The organism is Vibrio alfacsensis (assembly GCF_019670485.1).
Taxonomy (GTDB): Bacteria; Pseudomonadota; Gammaproteobacteria; order Enterobacterales; family Vibrionaceae; genus Vibrio; species Vibrio alfacsensis.
Genome location: NZ_AP024165.1, coordinates 2,935,945 through 2,952,027 on the forward strand (window position 1 = coordinate 2,935,945; position 16,083 = coordinate 2,952,027).

A 16,083-nucleotide genomic window follows, 5' to 3' on the forward strand; every position below is an offset into this window, starting at 1 on the left:
CGCCTAAGGGAGGCCGCTTTTATGCAACTCGATTAAGCACAGAGCGCAACTTTAGGGGCTTTACTGGTTTCGCGATGAAACTAAAGCCATTTGCTTTGATCCCATCCATCATGTCATCGGTTCGATCTGCACTGATAATGACACCTTCGAAGCGGTTACCTAAGCGCAAACGACATTGCTGCAACACCTCTAGCCCCGTTCGACCATTATCAAGACGATAGTCGGAGAAAATCACGTCCGGAGTCCAGTCATCTTCAAGCACTTTTAAACTTTCAACGATATCAGTCGCTAGGCGAATGTCGCATCCCCAACGTGAAAGCAAGTTTTCCATACCGACCAAAATTTCAGGTTCGTTATCAACGCACAAGACGCGGATATGACTCAAATCTGATTGCTTGCTCTTTACTGTAACACTTGGTTGTACGTGTACTCTTTCTGCTTTATCTAAAGTAATCGAGAACACACTACCTTGACCAAACCAAGAGCGCATCGATATCTCATGCCCAAGAACTTGAGCAATACCTTTCGATATGGCAAGACCAAGCCCTAAACCTTGATCGGAACGAACTTGCGTACCACGGCTAAACTCTTCAAAGATTTCTTGCTGCTTCTCTTGCTCAATGCCCATACCGTTATCCCACACATCGATACGCACATTACCTTGCACACGCCGTACACCCAATACCACCTTACCATTTGGGCTATAACGAAACGCATTGGTTAAGAAATTCTGAACCACTCGACGCAGCAACTTCGGATCGGATTTCACCATTAGGGACGAGGGGATCATCATAAAATCAATCCCTTGCTGTTTCGCCAACGCGCTGAATTCCGCATTCAAATTCGCAAGGACATCGTTCACGGCGAAAGCATGAACATGAACATCTAATTTCCCTGATTCCAAACGCGAAATATCCAGTAAGTCACCAATTAAATCTTCCGCAGCGCCAAGTGCACTCTCGATATGAGTAGAAAGTTTTTGTGTTTCATTGTCTTTAGCGACTTCCGATAACGAAGAAGCAAACAATCGCGCGGCATTAAGCGGTTGCATCAAATCATGGCTAACCGCAGCCAGAAATCGAGATTTAGATTGAGATTCATGTTCTGACCGCTGCGTGGCCGCAACCAACTGCTTGTTCAGTTGCTCCAACTCGCGAGTACGAACACGAACACGCTCCTCTAAGGTCTCATTGGCATCTTTTAGCGCTTGTTCTGCATCTCGAAATACGGTGATATCAGTAAAACTCATCACAAAACCGCCACCAGGCATCGGGTTTCCTTGCACTTCAATAACCCGACCATCCGGTCGAATACGCGAAGAAGTATGACGCGTACCTTGTTCTAAATGAAAAACACGTCGACGAACATGATCTTCTGGATCTCCGGGTCCACACAGACCTTGCTCAGCATTATGACGAATCACATCCGCAATAGGACGACCAACTTGAATGAGTCCAGGAGGAAAAACAAACAGTTCCAGATAACGCTGATTCCATGCCACCAGCCGCAGCTGTTTATCGACAACAGCGATACCCTGCCCAATGTGCTCAATTGCACCTTGCAACAATCCACGACTGAAGTCATACAATTCCGATGCTTCATCAACAATAGTGGCAACTTCTTCAAGCTGCATGTTTCTTCCTTGCAAAGCCGAAGTAAGTACTAACTTTGCTGAAGACGCGCCAAACACGCCTGCAAGTACGCGCTCAGTATGCCTAATCAAGGAGGATGGTGCCTGTTGGTTTGGCAACAACGCTTCTGGTTGTTGATTCCAGTATGTTTGAAACGCCGATTTCACTCGTGTACGCCCAACAAAGCGAGAAGCGAGCATCTCCAGTTCGCTCACGGTGACACGGCTTTGATACAAACTGATGTTTTCACTTTCAGGCAACGGCGTACCAACAAATGAGGCAGATTGTAAGCGTTCACTCAAGCTTGGGCGCGTCGCTAACGAAACCAACACAAAACACAGAGCATTTGCGGTAACACTCACAATCATTCCCCAATCAGAGATTGCGATGCCAAGATCCGTCAGTAAGTCAGGTGGTGTGATCAGCCAAATCAATAAATTGTTACTCGCATCACCAGCTAACATGCCCGTTTGGCTCATCAAGGTTATCAACCAAATGGTGAAGCCAACCAATAACCCAACATAAACACCTTTCTTATTTCCCTGTCGCCAATACATGCCACCAATCAAAGGAGGGGCAAACTGAGTGATGGCAGCAAATGAGAGGAAACCTATCGCGGAGAGTGAGTGAATACTATCTAGCGCCTGATAAAAACCCCACGCTCCAACTAACAGCAACAGAATTAAGCCACGACGAATGCGCAGTAACAGTTCAGAAAAGTGATGATGATTGCGTTGAGACAACTTCATGCGACGCAAGATCAGTGGCATGACCAAGTCATTAGACACCATGATGGCTAAGGCGATCGTGGAAACAATGACCATACCACTCGCAGCAGACGTACCACCTAAAAATGCTAATAGAGCAATATCGTTAGCGCCCACCGCCATTGGTACGCTGATCACGTAAGTATCTGCAGGGCTTCCACTGAGCAAGCTTTGCCCTACCCATGCAATCGGCAGAACAAAAATGCCCATTAAAATCAAATACAGTGGAAACAGCCAACGTGCGACATGTAAATCCTGAGCTCGCTCGTTCTCAACAACCATGGTATGAAACTGACGCGGTAAACAGACAATCGCCAACATAGTCAGTATTGTGTGGATCAATAAGGTTGGAATATTTGGCGATTCATAGGTCTGAGTTGCAATATCTGCAAGATGGAAACTTTCCGTATCGATTGCAAGCCACACAATAAATACACCGACAACCAAAAAGGCCACCAATTTGAGAACGGATTCAAATGCAATCGCCATCATCATACCGCGGTGGTGCTCGGTGTTATCAATGTGGCGAGTACCAAATAGCATGGTAAAAATCGCCAGTGCTCCAACAACAAACCAAGAAACGCTGAAATTTTCACTGCCTAACTGAGAGGGTAGATCTGGAGCGATGATTTCTAACCCCATGGTAATACCACGCAGTTGCAACGCGATATAAGGCAAAATGCCTGCAACAGCAATTAACGTCACCGCAACTGCAATACCTTGAGATTTACCATAGCGCGCAGCGATAAAGTCTGCGATCGAGGTAATATGCTCTCGCTTAGCAATCAAAATGAGACGAGCCAATACCCGCCAACCAATCGTAAAAACAAGAATGGGCGCGATATAGATCGGTAAGAAAGACCACGGATTATTGCTCGCTTGCCCAACTGTGCCGTAAAACGTCCATGAGGTGCAATACACTGCAATCGACAAACTGTAGATCCACGGTCGCCAACGCGCCAACCACCTCTTTTGTTTGTCACCGTACCAAGCGATAAAAAATAGAATTCCCAAATACGCTAAAGAAACGGGAATTACGAGCCATCCTTGCATTCGATATCCTTTCTTACCTCTGTTGCCATTCGTGATTTAAAAGGCTCAAAAAAACCTCTCCGTAAGGGAGAGGTTTCATTTAACACTGCTTTCACAACAGAGACAAAGATTAGTTTTTAATCTCTGTCACAGAAGCTTAATTCTGTGCTTCTACTGCACTTTCTGATACATCGACGACGTTACACTGAGCATCCTGAGGTTCGACTTTAATGAACAATGCAAAAAAGCCCATAGACGCCATAACCCAGAAAATATTCGCCCCCCAATGCTCGTATCCCCAACCACTGATCACAGTCATAAGTGCAATAACAGCGCCCAATGGAATTGCGTTATACAGTGCTTGCAATGCCACCATCTTGTTCTCTGCAGAATTTTGAATGTATTGAATAGCGGCAATGTGGGCAGTTGCAAATGTCACGCCATGAAGCAGTTGAACCATAACTAACGCAAAAATTGACGTGGTTGCTGCCGTCATTCCCCATCGCAACATCACACCACCCGCTGCGACGACAAATAACGATCGTAATGCCCAACCTGCAAATAAACGCTTACTAAACGCAAAAACGGCGACTTCTGCCGCGACACCTAAGCTCCACAAATAGCCAATCACATTTTCAGAGTGACCTGCGGCTTTCCAATGAATGGCACTAAATCCGTAGTAAGCCGCATGACTCCCTTGAATCAATGCAACTAATACGAGAAATTTCACAACCGGTTTGTCTGTCAATAATGCCGATAGCTTCGGGCGTTGCGTATGCTGACCACTCTGGGTCACTGGCATTGGATTTGTGTTACGCATCGCAAGCAGCAATGAAATGAAGACTCCCACCATCGCCGTGTACAAGATCATGTCAGAGCCAAATTCTGCCACTAGAAAACCGACCACGGTAGAACCTGCGATAAACGCAACAGAGCCCCATAGACGAGTACGTCCATAATCGAGCATTTTCAAACGAGAGTAGTAATTCGCCATCGCATCCGATAACGGAACCACTGGGCCACAACAGAGATTGAACAATACGGTCACCAATGCCATTAGCCAAAAATTGCCACCCGTAAAAAAGTGAAAACCGACAAAGATAAGGGCTGCAAAACTTAACCAACGCAATGCTGGCATTAAGTGTTCGACTTTATGCACACGTGGTGTAATCACCATATTCGCGACGCAACGCGTAGCTAAACCAAGCCCCACAAGTAAACCGATGTCTGTTGCAGAGACACCCTGCTCTTTAAACCACAACGACCAAAATGGCAGGTATACGCCATATGCAAAAAAGAATCCGAGAAAATACTGGGAAATCCAGCCATACGGAGAGGGTTTCAACATCACTGACATCCTAAAACGGCAAAAACGAACAAGTTTCGTCACGTAAACGATTGGGAGAGTGAATTATGGATCGCAATGTGTCCTAGAAAAAGGGAAGAATCGGCCATTTCCTCTTTCCTCTATGGCACATGATTTCAGCAAAAATAGATTACATCGATTTAGACCAAAGTCGTCTGGCTTCAATGGAGAAAGTTGTCAGACTTAAAGAGTATTCCCATCACATGTAGGTGCTTTCATGCCTGACAAATTTAATATGCAATCTCCACCGTTCAATCGCCTAACTGACGCACAGCAAAATCGACTGCGCTCGTCTCTCGATGTGGCGTACTACCGAACACGAGATGTCATCTTAGCTTGTGGACAAGACAACCCTCACCTGCATGTGCTGATTAAAGGCGCTGTTGAAGAACGCTCAAAAGATCAAGACGAAGTGTTTGCTCACTACGCCAATGACGATATGTTTGATGTGCGATCCTTATTCGAAGAAAGCGTCCGCCATCAGTATGTGGCACTGGAAGATACCCTCTCGTACTTACTGCCCAAAGAAGTATTCCTTGAGCTGTATAGCGAGAACGGACAGTTCGCCGCCTACTTCGATAACAACTTATCAAAACGCCAAGCTCTCGTTGAAGCAGCTCAGCAGCAGCAAAACCTTGCCGAATTCATTCTGACGAAGGTTGATAACAGCATCTATCATCCGCCAATGTTATTGGCTCCTGATATGCCAATTAATGAAGTCACCAAAACACTCAAAGACAATAGCATCGATGCTGCTTTGGTTCAGCTTAGCCAAGAGGACCCACGCTTAGAGCAATATCCATCGGCACATCCCTACGCGATTGTAACTCGAACTAACATGCTGCATGCCGTCATGTTAGATGGGCATCACCTTGACACTCCAGTTAATGAAATCGCCACATTCCCTGTCTATCACGTCGATCAGGGCGATTTTCTGTTTAATGCCATGATCACCATGACACGAAACCGCATGAAGCGCCTGATGGTATGCGATGGAAACGAAGCCATCGGCATGTTAGATATGACTCAGATCCTCAGTGCTTTCTCGACGCACTCTCACGTACTGACACTCAGTATCGCAAGAGCAAGCAGCGTAGAAGAACTTGCAATGGCTTCCAATCGACAGCGTCAGTTGGTGGACAGCTTGCTGACCAACGGCATCCGTACTCGCTTCATCATGGAGCTGATATCCGCAGTCAACGAACAAATCATAGAGAAAGCGTTTGAGCTTGTCGTGCCACCAGCATTGCACGACCACTGTTGCTTGATTGTCCTAGGTTCTGAGGGGCGTGGTGAACAAATCCTTAAAACTGACCAAGATAATGCCTTGATTATTCAAGATGGTTTGGAATGGGAACATTGTACCGCCGTAATGCAAAACCTAACGCACACCTTGCAGCAACTTGGCTATCCACTCTGTCCTGGTAAAGTGATGGTTAACAATCCGAAGTGGGTCAGAACGCAGCAAGAGTGGATTAAAACTATCGATAATTGGATTGCTAAAGCACAGCCTGAACAAATCATGGATTTAGCCATATTCAGTGATGCTCACGCGGTCGCAGGCAATCGAGATCTTCTCACGCCTATCGCCGAGCACCTCAGAGACAGCATGGAAGATCGCATGTTGATTCTGTCTGATTTCACTCGCCCTGCTCTGCAATTTTCCGTGCCTCTTACTCTATTTGGTAACGTAAAAAGCGCTAAGGATGGGCTAGATATCAAGCGTGGCGGCATCTTCCCAATCGTACATGGCATTCGCACCTTGTCATTGGAATACGCAATTGAAGAGAAGAACACCTTTGAGCGTATCGAAGCACTGAGAAAAAAACGCATCTTAGAACCGGAAACCGCAGATAACCTCAATGAGGCGCTAAAGCTGTTCTTCAAGATCCGTTTGAACCAGCAATTGAGTAAGCAAGAAGCCCTGAACAACATCGACATCAAACAGTTAGATAGGACAGCACGAGACCTGCTGCGCCACAGCTTACACGTGGTAAAGAAGTTTAAACAGTTCTTAGGCTTCCATTATCAAATCCGTGATTAGAGTCTTTTAGGCAAATAAGACGAGAGGTGACAGGGATGAATTGGCTACAAAGAAAATACTGGCATTACAAGCTGAAAGGCTCACCTTATCAGCCACTATTTTGTTCGCCGCAAAAAAGCGAGTTTGTCTCTCTCGATTGCGAAACCACCAGCTTGGACCCAAATCGCGCCGAGCTGGTCACTATCGCCGCAACTAAAATCATCGACAACCGCATCATCACCAGCAAGCCATTTGAAGTTCGACTTCGCGCCCCGCAATCACTCGATTCAGGCTCGGTAAAGATTCACCATATCCGCCACCAAGATTTGGTTGATGGTATTAGCGAAAAAGAAGCGCTGATCAAACTGCTCGACTTTATCGGCAATCGTCCTTTGGTCGGCTACCACATCCGCTATGACAAAAAGATCCTCGATCTCGCCTGTCTGAGGCATTTAGGCTTCCCACTACCGAACCCTCTCATCGAAGTGAGCCAGATTTATCACGACAAGCTAGAACGTCATTTGCCCAACGCCTACTTCGACTTAAGTCTTGATGCAATTTGTAAGCACCTTGAACTGCCGATTCAAGACAAACATGATGCCCTGCAAGATGCTAAGTCTGCCGCGTTAGTATATGTGCGCCTCACGAAAGGTGACTTACCAAAATTTAGCGTACCGTACACCCAATAATCTCGATAATACACTTTCGACCAACCTCCCAGAATCTGGTTTATTTCCGCAAATTTTCAGCACATCACTCGCTCTCATCCTAAAGTCTAATTGTAGAAATAACCGCTGTGACGGACAGTTATACGCACAGCATCGTTCTTAACTCAATTGGTTCTTTATTCAATTGACAACAAAGAGCGTGAAACCGCCCTACAAAAGACTCAGGTCGAGAATTATAGGCACAAGGAGAGAAGCCATGAGCGAAGCCCACGTTTATCCGGTAAAAGAGAATATTAAAAATCATACGCATGCGGATAATGACACTTACCTAGCCATGTATCAGCAGTCAGTCACCGACCCTGAGGGCTTCTGGAGTGAACACGGCAAAGTCGTCGATTGGATAAAACCATTCACTCAAGTAAAAAACACCTCTTTTGATACTGGCCACGTCGATATTCGTTGGTTCGAAGACGGCACACTGAACGTGTCTGCAAACTGTATTGATCGTCACCTTGCCGAACGTGGCGATGAGGTCGCAATCATCTGGGAGGGCGACGACCCTGCTGACGACAAAACACTAACATTCAATGAACTGCACAAAGAAGTATGTAAATTTTCTAACGCACTCAAACAACAAGGCGTACGAAAAGGTGACGTCGTTTGTCTTTACATGCCGATGGTTCCTGAAGCTGCCGTTGCAATGCTGGCATGTACTCGAATCGGCGCTGTCCATACCGTCGTTTTTGGCGGTTTTTCTCCAGAGGCACTATCTGGACGCATCATTGACTCTGATTCAAAAGTCGTCATTACCGCTGATGAAGGCGTTCGAGGCGGTCGCGCGGTTCCTCTAAAGAAAAATGTCGATGAAGCCCTGACAAATCCTGAAGTAAAAACGATAGAAAAAGTAGTGGTACTAAAGCGCACGGGTGGTGATATTGAGTGGCATGAGCATCGTGATGTTTGGTGGCATGAAGCAACCGCCGTTGTTTCTGATGTATGTCCACCGGAAGAGATGAAAGCCGAAGACCCTCTATTCATCCTTTACACATCAGGCTCAACAGGCAAACCAAAAGGTGTATTGCACACCACTGGTGGCTACCTCGTCTATGCGACTATGACATTTAAATACGTGTTTGATTATCAAGAGGGTGAGACATTCTGGTGTACGGCAGATGTAGGTTGGATCACAGGTCATACTTACCTAATTTATGGCCCTCTTGCAAACGGCGCCAAAACCATTTTGTTCGAGGGTGTACCAAACTACCCAAGCACAGCACGTATGAGCGAAGTGGTCGATAAACACCAAGTTAACATTCTTTATACCGCACCAACGGCTATTCGCGCCCTGATGGCGAAAGGAAATGAAGCGGTTGCCGGCACATCTCGTTCAAGCCTACGTGTCATGGGTTCCGTTGGTGAACCAATCAACCCTGAAGCGTGGGAGTGGTACTACAAAACTATTGGTAACGAAAAGTCACCTATCGTTGATACTTGGTGGCAAACCGAAACGGGTGGTATTTTGATTGCCCCACTACCTGGAGCCACAGATCTAAAACCAGGCTCTGCAACTCGTCCATTCTTTGGTGTGCAACCTGCCCTTGTCGATAACATGGGTAACATCATTGAAGAGACTGCGGCAGAGGGGAACTTGGTCATTCTCGATTCATGGCCTGGTCAGATGCGCACGGTGTATGGCGATCACGAACGATTCGAGCAAACCTACTTCTCAACCTTTAAAGGCATGTATTTCACCAGTGATGGCGCACGTCGTGACGAAGATGGCTACTACTGGATTACTGGCCGTGTTGATGACGTGCTAAACGTATCCGGTCACCGAATGGGGACGGCAGAAATTGAATCCGCCCTGGTTGCACACGATAAGATCGCAGAAGCAGCGATTGTGGGCATTCCTCATGACATCAAAGGTCAGGCAATTTACGCTTACGTCACGCTTAATGATGGCGAGTTCCCATCGGCTGAATTGCACAAAGAAGTAAAAGACTGGGTACGCAAAGAGATTGGCCCTATCGCAACACCAGATGTTTTACATTGGACTGACTCTCTACCAAAAACGCGCTCAGGTAAGATCATGCGTCGTATCCTGCGTAAGATTGCCACTGGAGATACCAGCAACTTAGGTGACACCTCAACACTGGCAGATCCAAGCGTGGTAGATAAATTGATCGCAGAGAAAGCGGAACTGGCATAACGCTCAGCCCTTTTTGAACCGCTAATCCTAAAAGCCGCCATTGCATATGGCGGTTTTTTTGTGCGTGGATGCAAAAGAGCCCCTAAAAACTACGTGGCAATTATGTTGTTTTTGTTAACTTGGTTACAGAAACGGTGGGCGCTATTGGGAGATTAGACCAGTAAATTGCTGCTAATTGCTGTGAATTAGCTATAATCTTGGTCGATTTTTTAAAATTTGCGCGGTTTTAACAAAAAAATCGTGCTGATTTATCGTATATTTGGGAATATAAACGTTCTGCTCACGATAAAGGAAGATAGCAACACAATGTCTGCAAAGTCACGGATTCTAGTTCTAAATGGGCCAAATCTTAATCTATTAGGCCTACGAGAACCAACACACTATGGTAACAAGACCCTAGCACAGATTGTTGACGCTTTGGCTGAACAGGCTCACAAGTCTGGAGTAGAACTTGAACACCTGCAATCGAATCGCGAGTACGAACTGATTGAAGCTATCCACGCCGCATATGGCAAAGTGGACTTCATCATCATCAACCCAGCGGCTTTCACACATACCAGTGTTGCCCTACGTGATGCATTACTTGGCGTTGCCATCCCATTTATTGAAGTGCACCTATCGAACGTTCATGCGCGAGAACCGTTTCGTCATCACTCTTACCTATCAGATAAAGCGGAAGGGGTGATTTGTGGACTAGGTGCACAAGGTTATGAATTCGCTTTGTCTGCCGCAATCGCAAAATTGCAGGCAAGGTAAACCAAACACTCTGCAGCCCAATGGGTTGTCTTAATCACAAGATAAAAGAGAAAGAAAAGATGGATATTCGTAAAATCAAAAAGCTAATTGAGTTAGTTGAAGAATCTGGCATTGCTGAGCTAGAGATTTCTGAAGGTGAAGAGTCGGTACGAATCAGTCGTCACGGCACAATCGCTGCGCCAGCACCAGTTCACTACGCAGCAGCTCCAATTGCAGCACCTGCTCCAGCGGTTGCACCAGTAGCAGACGTGCCAGCAATAGCACCTGAAGCTCCAGCAGCAGTACCTGCAGGTCACCAAGTTCTTTCTCCAATGGTGGGCACTTTCTACCGTTCTCCTAGTCCTGATTCAAAATCATTCATTGAAGTTGGTCAAAGTGTGAATGCTGGCGACACATTATGTATCGTTGAAGCAATGAAGATGATGAACCAAATTGAAGCAGACAAATCAGGTGTGGTAACTGCAATCCTAGTTGAAGACGGCCAACCAGTTGAATTCGACCAACCACTCGTTGTAATCGAATAAGCGGGGCTTGCCTTATGCTAGATAAAGTAGTCATCGCGAACCGAGGTGAAATTGCACTTCGTATCCTTCGCGCTTGTAAAGAATTAGGAATCAAGACCGTCGCCGTTCACTCAACCGCTGACCGCGATCTTAAGCACGTACTACTCGCAGACGAAACAGTATGTATCGGTCCTGCTCGTGGTATCGACAGCTACCTAAACATCCCTCGTATCATTTCTGCAGCAGAAGTGACGGGGGCAATTGCGATTCACCCGGGTTACGGGTTCCTATCTGAGAACGCAGACTTTGCTGAACAAGTAGAGCGCAGCGGTTTCATCTTCGTTGGTCCTAAAGCAGACACCATCCGCATGATGGGTGACAAAGTGTCAGCAATCAACGCAATGAAAAAAGCAGGCGTTCCTTGTGTACCAGGTTCTGATGGTCCACTAGATAACGACGAAGACAAAAACAAAGCTCACGCTAAACGTATCGGCTACCCGGTAATCATCAAAGCCTCTGGTGGTGGCGGTGGCCGTGGTATGCGTGTTGTACGTTCTGAAGCGGACCTTGTTCAAGCTATCGCTATGACTCGTGCAGAAGCAAAAGCGGCATTCAATAACGACATGGTTTACATGGAGAAATTCCTAGAAAACCCTCGTCACGTTGAAGTACAAGTTATTGCTGACGGTCAAGGCGGCGCTATCCACCTAGGTGAACGTGACTGCTCTATGCAGCGTCGTCACCAGAAGGTTGTTGAAGAAGCACCAGCACCAGGTATCACAGAAGAAATGCGTAAGTACATCGGCGAACGTTGTACTCGTGCATGTCTAGAGATCGGCTACCGCGGCGCAGGTACGTTCGAATTCCTATACGAGAACGGTGAGTTCTACTTCATCGAAATGAACACACGTATTCAGGTTGAGCACCCAGTAACAGAAATGGTTACCGGTGTTGACCTAATCAAAGAACAACTGCGCGTAGCAGCAGGTCAACCACTGTCATTCACTCAAGATGACATCAAGATCCGCGGCCATGCGATTGAGTGTCGTATCAACGCAGAAGACCCAGAACGTTTCCTACCTTCACCAGGTAAGATTGAACGCTTCCACGCGCCAGGCGGCATGGGTGTTCGTTGGGAATCTCACATCTACACAGGCTACACAGTACCACCTCATTACGATTCAATGATTGGTAAACTGATTACGTACGGTGAGAACCGTGATGTAGCGATTGCACGTATGAAGAACGCATTAGGCGAGATGATCATTGAAGGCATCAAGACTAACGTTACTCTACAAGAGTCAATCATGAATGATGAGAACTTCCAACATGGTGGTGCGAACATTCACTACCTAGAGAAGAAGCTTGGCCTACAATAAGCCATCGCTAACCTCATGATAAATGCCCACATCTGTGGGCATTTTTGTTTTGTATACTATCTATACTCAAACAAATCGCAGAGTTCTGGTAAACTCTGCGCCACTTCATTCACTTTGAGAGCAAAAACAAATGCCTTGGATTCAAATCAAACTCAACGCGACCAATGAAAACGCTGAGCTAATCGGCGACATGCTAATGGAAGAGACTGGCGCGCTGTCTGTAACGTTCTTAGACGCGCAGGATACACCAGTATTCGAACCTCTACCTGGCGAGACTCGCTTATGGGGCGATACTGATATTCTGGCATTGTACGATGCAGAAGCAGACACAGACTTCATCATCACACAAATCAAAGCAAGCAATATGCTTGCTGACGATTTTGCTTACAAAGTTGAGCAGCTAGAAGACAAAGACTGGGAACGTGAGTGGATGGAAAACTTCCACCCTATGAAGTTTGGTGAACGTCTATGGATTTGCCCAAGCTGGCGTGACGTACCAGAACCTGACGCGGTTAACGTTATGCTGGATCCTGGTTTAGCATTTGGCACAGGTACGCACCCAACAACCGCATTATGTCTTGAATGGTTAGAAGGTCTAGACCTTTCAGGTAAGACAGTTATCGACTTCGGCTGTGGCTCAGGCATCCTTGCGATCGCAGCGATCAAACTAGGCGCAGAAAAAGTGGTCGGGATCGACATTGATCCTCAAGCACTACAGGCTTCTCGTGACAACGCAGAACGCAATGGCGTAGCAGATAAACTAGAAGTCTACCTCCCTCAAAACCAACCTGAGGGACTAATTGCAGACGTTGTTGTTGCTAACATTCTTGCTGGTCCATTACGCGATCTAGCACCTATTATCAAAAGTCTTGTAAAGCCAAATGGTGATCTCGCAATGTCTGGTGTACTTGATACACAAGCAGAGGATGTGGCGAATCATTATCGTGATGAGCTTCACATCGACCCAATTATTGAACAAAGTGAATGGTGCCGCATCTCAGGTCGCAAGCAAGGCTAAGTAAGCTTTTCAAGGCTAATTGTTTGAATTTCATGCTAATTACAAAAACAATTTGTAAATGCTCAAATATTAGTCTTTTCACGCAGCAAAAAAATGCGTAAAATGCGCGCCCTTGCTGGTACAGAACTGTGATGACGTTTTGAAAATCGGAAACTATCAACTTAAGAACAATCTAATCGTAGCCCCTATGGCTGGTGTAACGGATAGACCGTTTCGCGAGTTGTGTCTTCGCTATGGTGCGGGAATGGCCGTCAGTGAAATGATGTCCTCCAACCCAAAACTATGGGGAACGTCGAAATCGAAGCAACGCATGGTACATGAAGGCGAATCGGGCATTCGTTCAGTACAAATTGCAGGCTCCGACCCACAGCTTATGGCGGATGCAGCTCAGTTTAGTGTTGAAAATGGTGCACAAATCATTGATATCAACATGGGCTGCCCAGCAAAAAAAGTGAATAAAAAGCTAGCTGGCTCTGCACTGCTTCAATACCCAGACATCATCAAAGAGATTTTGACTGCCGTAGTGAATGCAGTAGACGTTCCTGTAACGTTAAAGACCCGAACTGGCTGGAATACAGAAAATAAAAACTGTGTTCAAATCGCTAAATTAGCCGAAGACTGCGGCATACAAGCTCTTGCTCTGCATGGCCGAACAAAAGCTTGTATGTACAAAGGTGAGGCCGAATACGACAGCATTAAAGCGGTAAAACAAGCTATTTCCATTCCGGTTATCGCAAACGGTGATATCGATAGCCCGGAGAAAGCAAAGTTTGTACTGGAGTACACCGGCGCAGACGCTTTAATGATTGGACGTCCTGCCCAAGGTCGTCCTTGGATTTTCCAGGAAATCCATCACTATTTGGAAAACGGCACCACGATGGATGAGCTTCCAAATCAGGAAGTGAAAGCCATTATGCTTGGTCATGTTAACGCTCTGCATGATTTCTATGGAGAGTTCTTAGGACCACGAATCGCGCGCAAGCACGTAGGCTGGTACCTAAAAGAACATGAACAAGCGAGTGAGTTTCGCCGTACCTTCAACGCTATCGATGCAGCTCCGCTGCAACTTGAGGCGCTCGAAGGTTATTTTGATAACGTTGCATCATAATTAAGAGAAGAGCTAGACCGAATATGTTCGAACAAAATCTGACTTCAGAAGCATTAACAGTAACTACAGTAACGTCACAAGACCAGATTACTCAGAAGCCTTTACGTGACTCTGTTAAAGCGTCTCTTAAAAACTACCTAGCTCAGCTAAACGGCCAGGAAGTAACAGAACTATACGAATTAGTTCTAGCTGAAGTTGAACAGCCACTACTAGATACCATCATGCAGTACACTCGCGGTAACCAAACTCGCGCAGCAACTATGATGGGTATCAACCGCGGTACTCTTCGCAAGAAACTTAAAAAATACGGCATGAACTAATCGTTCATACAGTACTTTTGTAAAAAAGGCTTAGTCTAAAATGACTAAGCCTTTTTTATTTCCAACAAAAATACGTACGGGCTTTTAAAGAAGCCTACGTTTTAGAGAGAATTAGTAACATAAAATGTGATCTTAACGGATTGAGAGGAGGTAAAAAACAGATATAATCAAAGGCTTACAAAAATATAGGAATAGACTAAATGATACTTAAAGAAAGAGGAGATTGGCTTCACGCTATCTTAAACTCTCTCCCAGATCATGTCTTTATCCTAGATGAACAAGGCCGCTATATCGAAAGTTTTGGCGGAACATATCACTCTAATAACTTCAATGCTGAAAGTTATACCAACCTTTACCTAAACGATGTTTTATCGCCTCAAAAAGCATCCGAGCTTCTCGGTTATATTGATGATGTAATACGCTCTAAGCAACCGAAAGTTGTTAAGTATAGTATCGCCCTACAAGATCACTTGTTGATGCCTATCGAAGAGCTAGAAGCCTTAGAAAACCCGGAAGAAACTTGGTTTGAAGCGATTATTCAACCAGTAGAAAATCCTGAAAACAATAATAACTGGGTGACTTGGTCGGTAAGAAATGTGACCAAAACTCACCTGCTCGAAAAGCGCCTGAAACAACTCTCTGAGACTGATGAGTTAACAGGTATGCTCAATCGACGTGCATTCCTAAGTCGCCTTGACGATGCTCTGAGTGCGCAATCTAGCCGCTCTCAAACACTATCTTGCATCATGATCGATATTGATCACTTTAAGGAGATTAATGATCAAGTCGGGCACTTCTCCGGTGACAAGGTGATCTGCGATGTTGCAAAAATCTGCCAAAGTGCAATACGTAGTAGTGACTTCATTGGCCGACTGGGCGGAGAAGAGTTTGCAGTAATATTAACAAATACGAGTGCGATACAAGCTTATGACGTGGCTGAAAGGATCAGACAATCGGTTCAAAACACTTCATGTCAGGTAGATGATATTGAGATCAACACCACTGTCAGCATTGGTGTAGCAGAACACGATGAAGAAAACCCAACGGCAAGGCAACTGATGATTCGTGCCGATAAAGCTATGTATTACTCTAAGCATACAGGGCGAAATCTGACGACCTTACACCACAAAAACATCCCTGATATCAAATCACAGCCATCATCGAATCTAAGAATCCAAAAAGTTTCTTAGCCTTTCTCTATAACTTCATTATTTCTTTGTTCTGCTGTCCATTTACTCACTTTCCAAAGCACTTAGCCAACCAAGCTTAAACAATATTAAATCATAGATTCAGAACGTACTGT

12 protein-coding genes are annotated in these 16,083 nt (G+C 45.6%); 10 read left to right on the forward strand and 2 right to left on the reverse strand.

What is annotated here, in order from left to right:
• Positions 1-19: 19 nt before the first annotated feature.
• Positions 20-3,451 carry a hybrid sensor histidine kinase/response regulator gene (locus VA249_RS13580; RefSeq protein ID WP_221068276.1) on the reverse strand — a complete coding sequence of 1,144 codons (3,432 nt, stop codon included), beginning with the start codon at positions 3,449-3,451 and terminating at the stop codon, positions 20-22.
• A 136-nt stretch (positions 3,452-3,587) separates the two neighbouring features.
• A complete protein-coding gene (locus VA249_RS13585; RefSeq protein ID WP_221068277.1) occupies positions 3,588-4,778 on the reverse strand; it encodes a 3-phenylpropionate MFS transporter in 1,191 nt (396 codons plus the stop codon).
• 235 nt (positions 4,779-5,013) lie between these two features.
• Here VA249_RS13585 and VA249_RS13590 point away from each other — a divergent pair, with 235 nt between their 5' ends.
• The 10 genes from VA249_RS13590 to VA249_RS13635 all read left to right on the forward strand — a co-directional run bounded on the left by VA249_RS13590 (position 5,014) and on the right by VA249_RS13635 (position 15,970).
• Entirely contained in the window at positions 5,014-6,840 is a 1,827-nt protein-coding gene (locus VA249_RS13590) for a DUF294 nucleotidyltransferase-like domain-containing protein (RefSeq protein WP_221068279.1), read from the forward strand.
• A 35-nt stretch (positions 6,841-6,875) separates the two neighbouring features.
• A complete protein-coding gene (locus VA249_RS13595; protein ID WP_221068281.1) occupies positions 6,876-7,508 on the forward strand; it encodes a 3'-5' exonuclease in 633 nt (210 codons plus the stop codon).
• Between the two features lie 235 nt (positions 7,509-7,743).
• Positions 7,744-9,696 (forward strand): acetate--CoA ligase, encoded by a 1,953-nt coding sequence (gene acs / locus VA249_RS13600; protein ID WP_128809918.1) that lies wholly within the window; start codon positions 7,744-7,746, stop codon positions 9,694-9,696.
• Positions 9,697-10,002: 306 nt separating this feature from the next.
• The gene (gene aroQ, locus VA249_RS13605) at positions 10,003-10,452 is read left to right on the forward strand and encodes a type II 3-dehydroquinate dehydratase (protein ID WP_221068283.1); all 450 of its coding nucleotides are present in this window, start codon (positions 10,003-10,005) and stop codon (positions 10,450-10,452) included.
• A 59-nt stretch (positions 10,453-10,511) separates the two neighbouring features.
• Positions 10,512-10,976, forward strand: coding sequence for an acetyl-CoA carboxylase biotin carboxyl carrier protein (accB, locus tag VA249_RS13610; protein WP_221068284.1), 465 nt, complete (start codon positions 10,512-10,514; stop codon positions 10,974-10,976).
• A 14-nt stretch (positions 10,977-10,990) separates the two neighbouring features.
• Positions 10,991-12,334, forward strand: coding sequence for an acetyl-CoA carboxylase biotin carboxylase subunit (gene accC / locus VA249_RS13615; protein ID WP_128809915.1), 1,344 nt, complete (start codon positions 10,991-10,993; stop codon positions 12,332-12,334).
• Positions 12,335-12,464: 130 nt separating this feature from the next.
• Positions 12,465-13,352 carry a 50S ribosomal protein L11 methyltransferase gene (gene prmA, locus VA249_RS13620; RefSeq protein WP_221068286.1) on the forward strand — a complete coding sequence of 296 codons (888 nt, stop codon included), beginning with the start codon at positions 12,465-12,467 and terminating at the stop codon, positions 13,350-13,352.
• Between the two features lie 139 nt (positions 13,353-13,491).
• Complete coding sequence (gene dusB / locus VA249_RS13625; protein WP_164837134.1) at positions 13,492-14,460, forward strand: tRNA dihydrouridine synthase DusB; 969 nt, start codon at positions 13,492-13,494, stop codon at positions 14,458-14,460.
• 23 nt (positions 14,461-14,483) lie between these two features.
• Positions 14,484-14,780, forward strand: a complete 297-nt coding sequence (gene fis / locus VA249_RS13630) for a DNA-binding transcriptional regulator Fis (RefSeq protein ID WP_000462885.1) — start codon at positions 14,484-14,486, stop codon at positions 14,778-14,780.
• A 200-nt stretch (positions 14,781-14,980) separates the two neighbouring features.
• Complete coding sequence (locus VA249_RS13635; RefSeq protein ID WP_221068287.1) at positions 14,981-15,970, forward strand: GGDEF domain-containing protein; 990 nt, start codon at positions 14,981-14,983, stop codon at positions 15,968-15,970.
• The last annotated feature ends 113 nt before the right edge of the window (positions 15,971-16,083 follow it).

Excerpts from the sequence above, each read along its gene's own strand:
- VA249_RS13580 (WP_221068276.1), bottom strand. The coding sequence starts at position 3,451 with ATGCAAGGATGGCTCGTAATTCCCGTTTCTTTAGCGTATTTGGGAATT.
- VA249_RS13635 (WP_221068287.1), top strand. The coding sequence starts at position 14,981 with ATGATACTTAAAGAAAGAGGAGATTGGCTTCACGCTATCTTAAACTCT.
- prmA (WP_221068286.1), top strand. The coding sequence starts at position 12,465 with ATGCCTTGGATTCAAATCAAACTCAACGCGACCAATGAAAACGCTGAG.
- acs (WP_128809918.1), top strand. The coding sequence starts at position 7,744 with ATGAGCGAAGCCCACGTTTATCCGGTAAAAGAGAATATTAAAAATCAT.
- fis (WP_000462885.1), top strand. The coding sequence starts at position 14,484 with ATGTTCGAACAAAATCTGACTTCAGAAGCATTAACAGTAACTACAGTA.
- VA249_RS13585 (WP_221068277.1), bottom strand. The coding sequence starts at position 4,778 with ATGTTGAAACCCTCTCCGTATGGCTGGATTTCCCAGTATTTTCTCGGA.
- accB (WP_221068284.1), top strand. The coding sequence starts at position 10,512 with ATGGATATTCGTAAAATCAAAAAGCTAATTGAGTTAGTTGAAGAATCT.
- VA249_RS13590 (WP_221068279.1), top strand. The coding sequence starts at position 5,014 with ATGCCTGACAAATTTAATATGCAATCTCCACCGTTCAATCGCCTAACT.
- aroQ (WP_221068283.1), top strand. The coding sequence starts at position 10,003 with ATGTCTGCAAAGTCACGGATTCTAGTTCTAAATGGGCCAAATCTTAAT.
- VA249_RS13595 (WP_221068281.1), top strand. The coding sequence starts at position 6,876 with ATGAATTGGCTACAAAGAAAATACTGGCATTACAAGCTGAAAGGCTCA.
- accC (WP_128809915.1), top strand. The coding sequence starts at position 10,991 with ATGCTAGATAAAGTAGTCATCGCGAACCGAGGTGAAATTGCACTTCGT.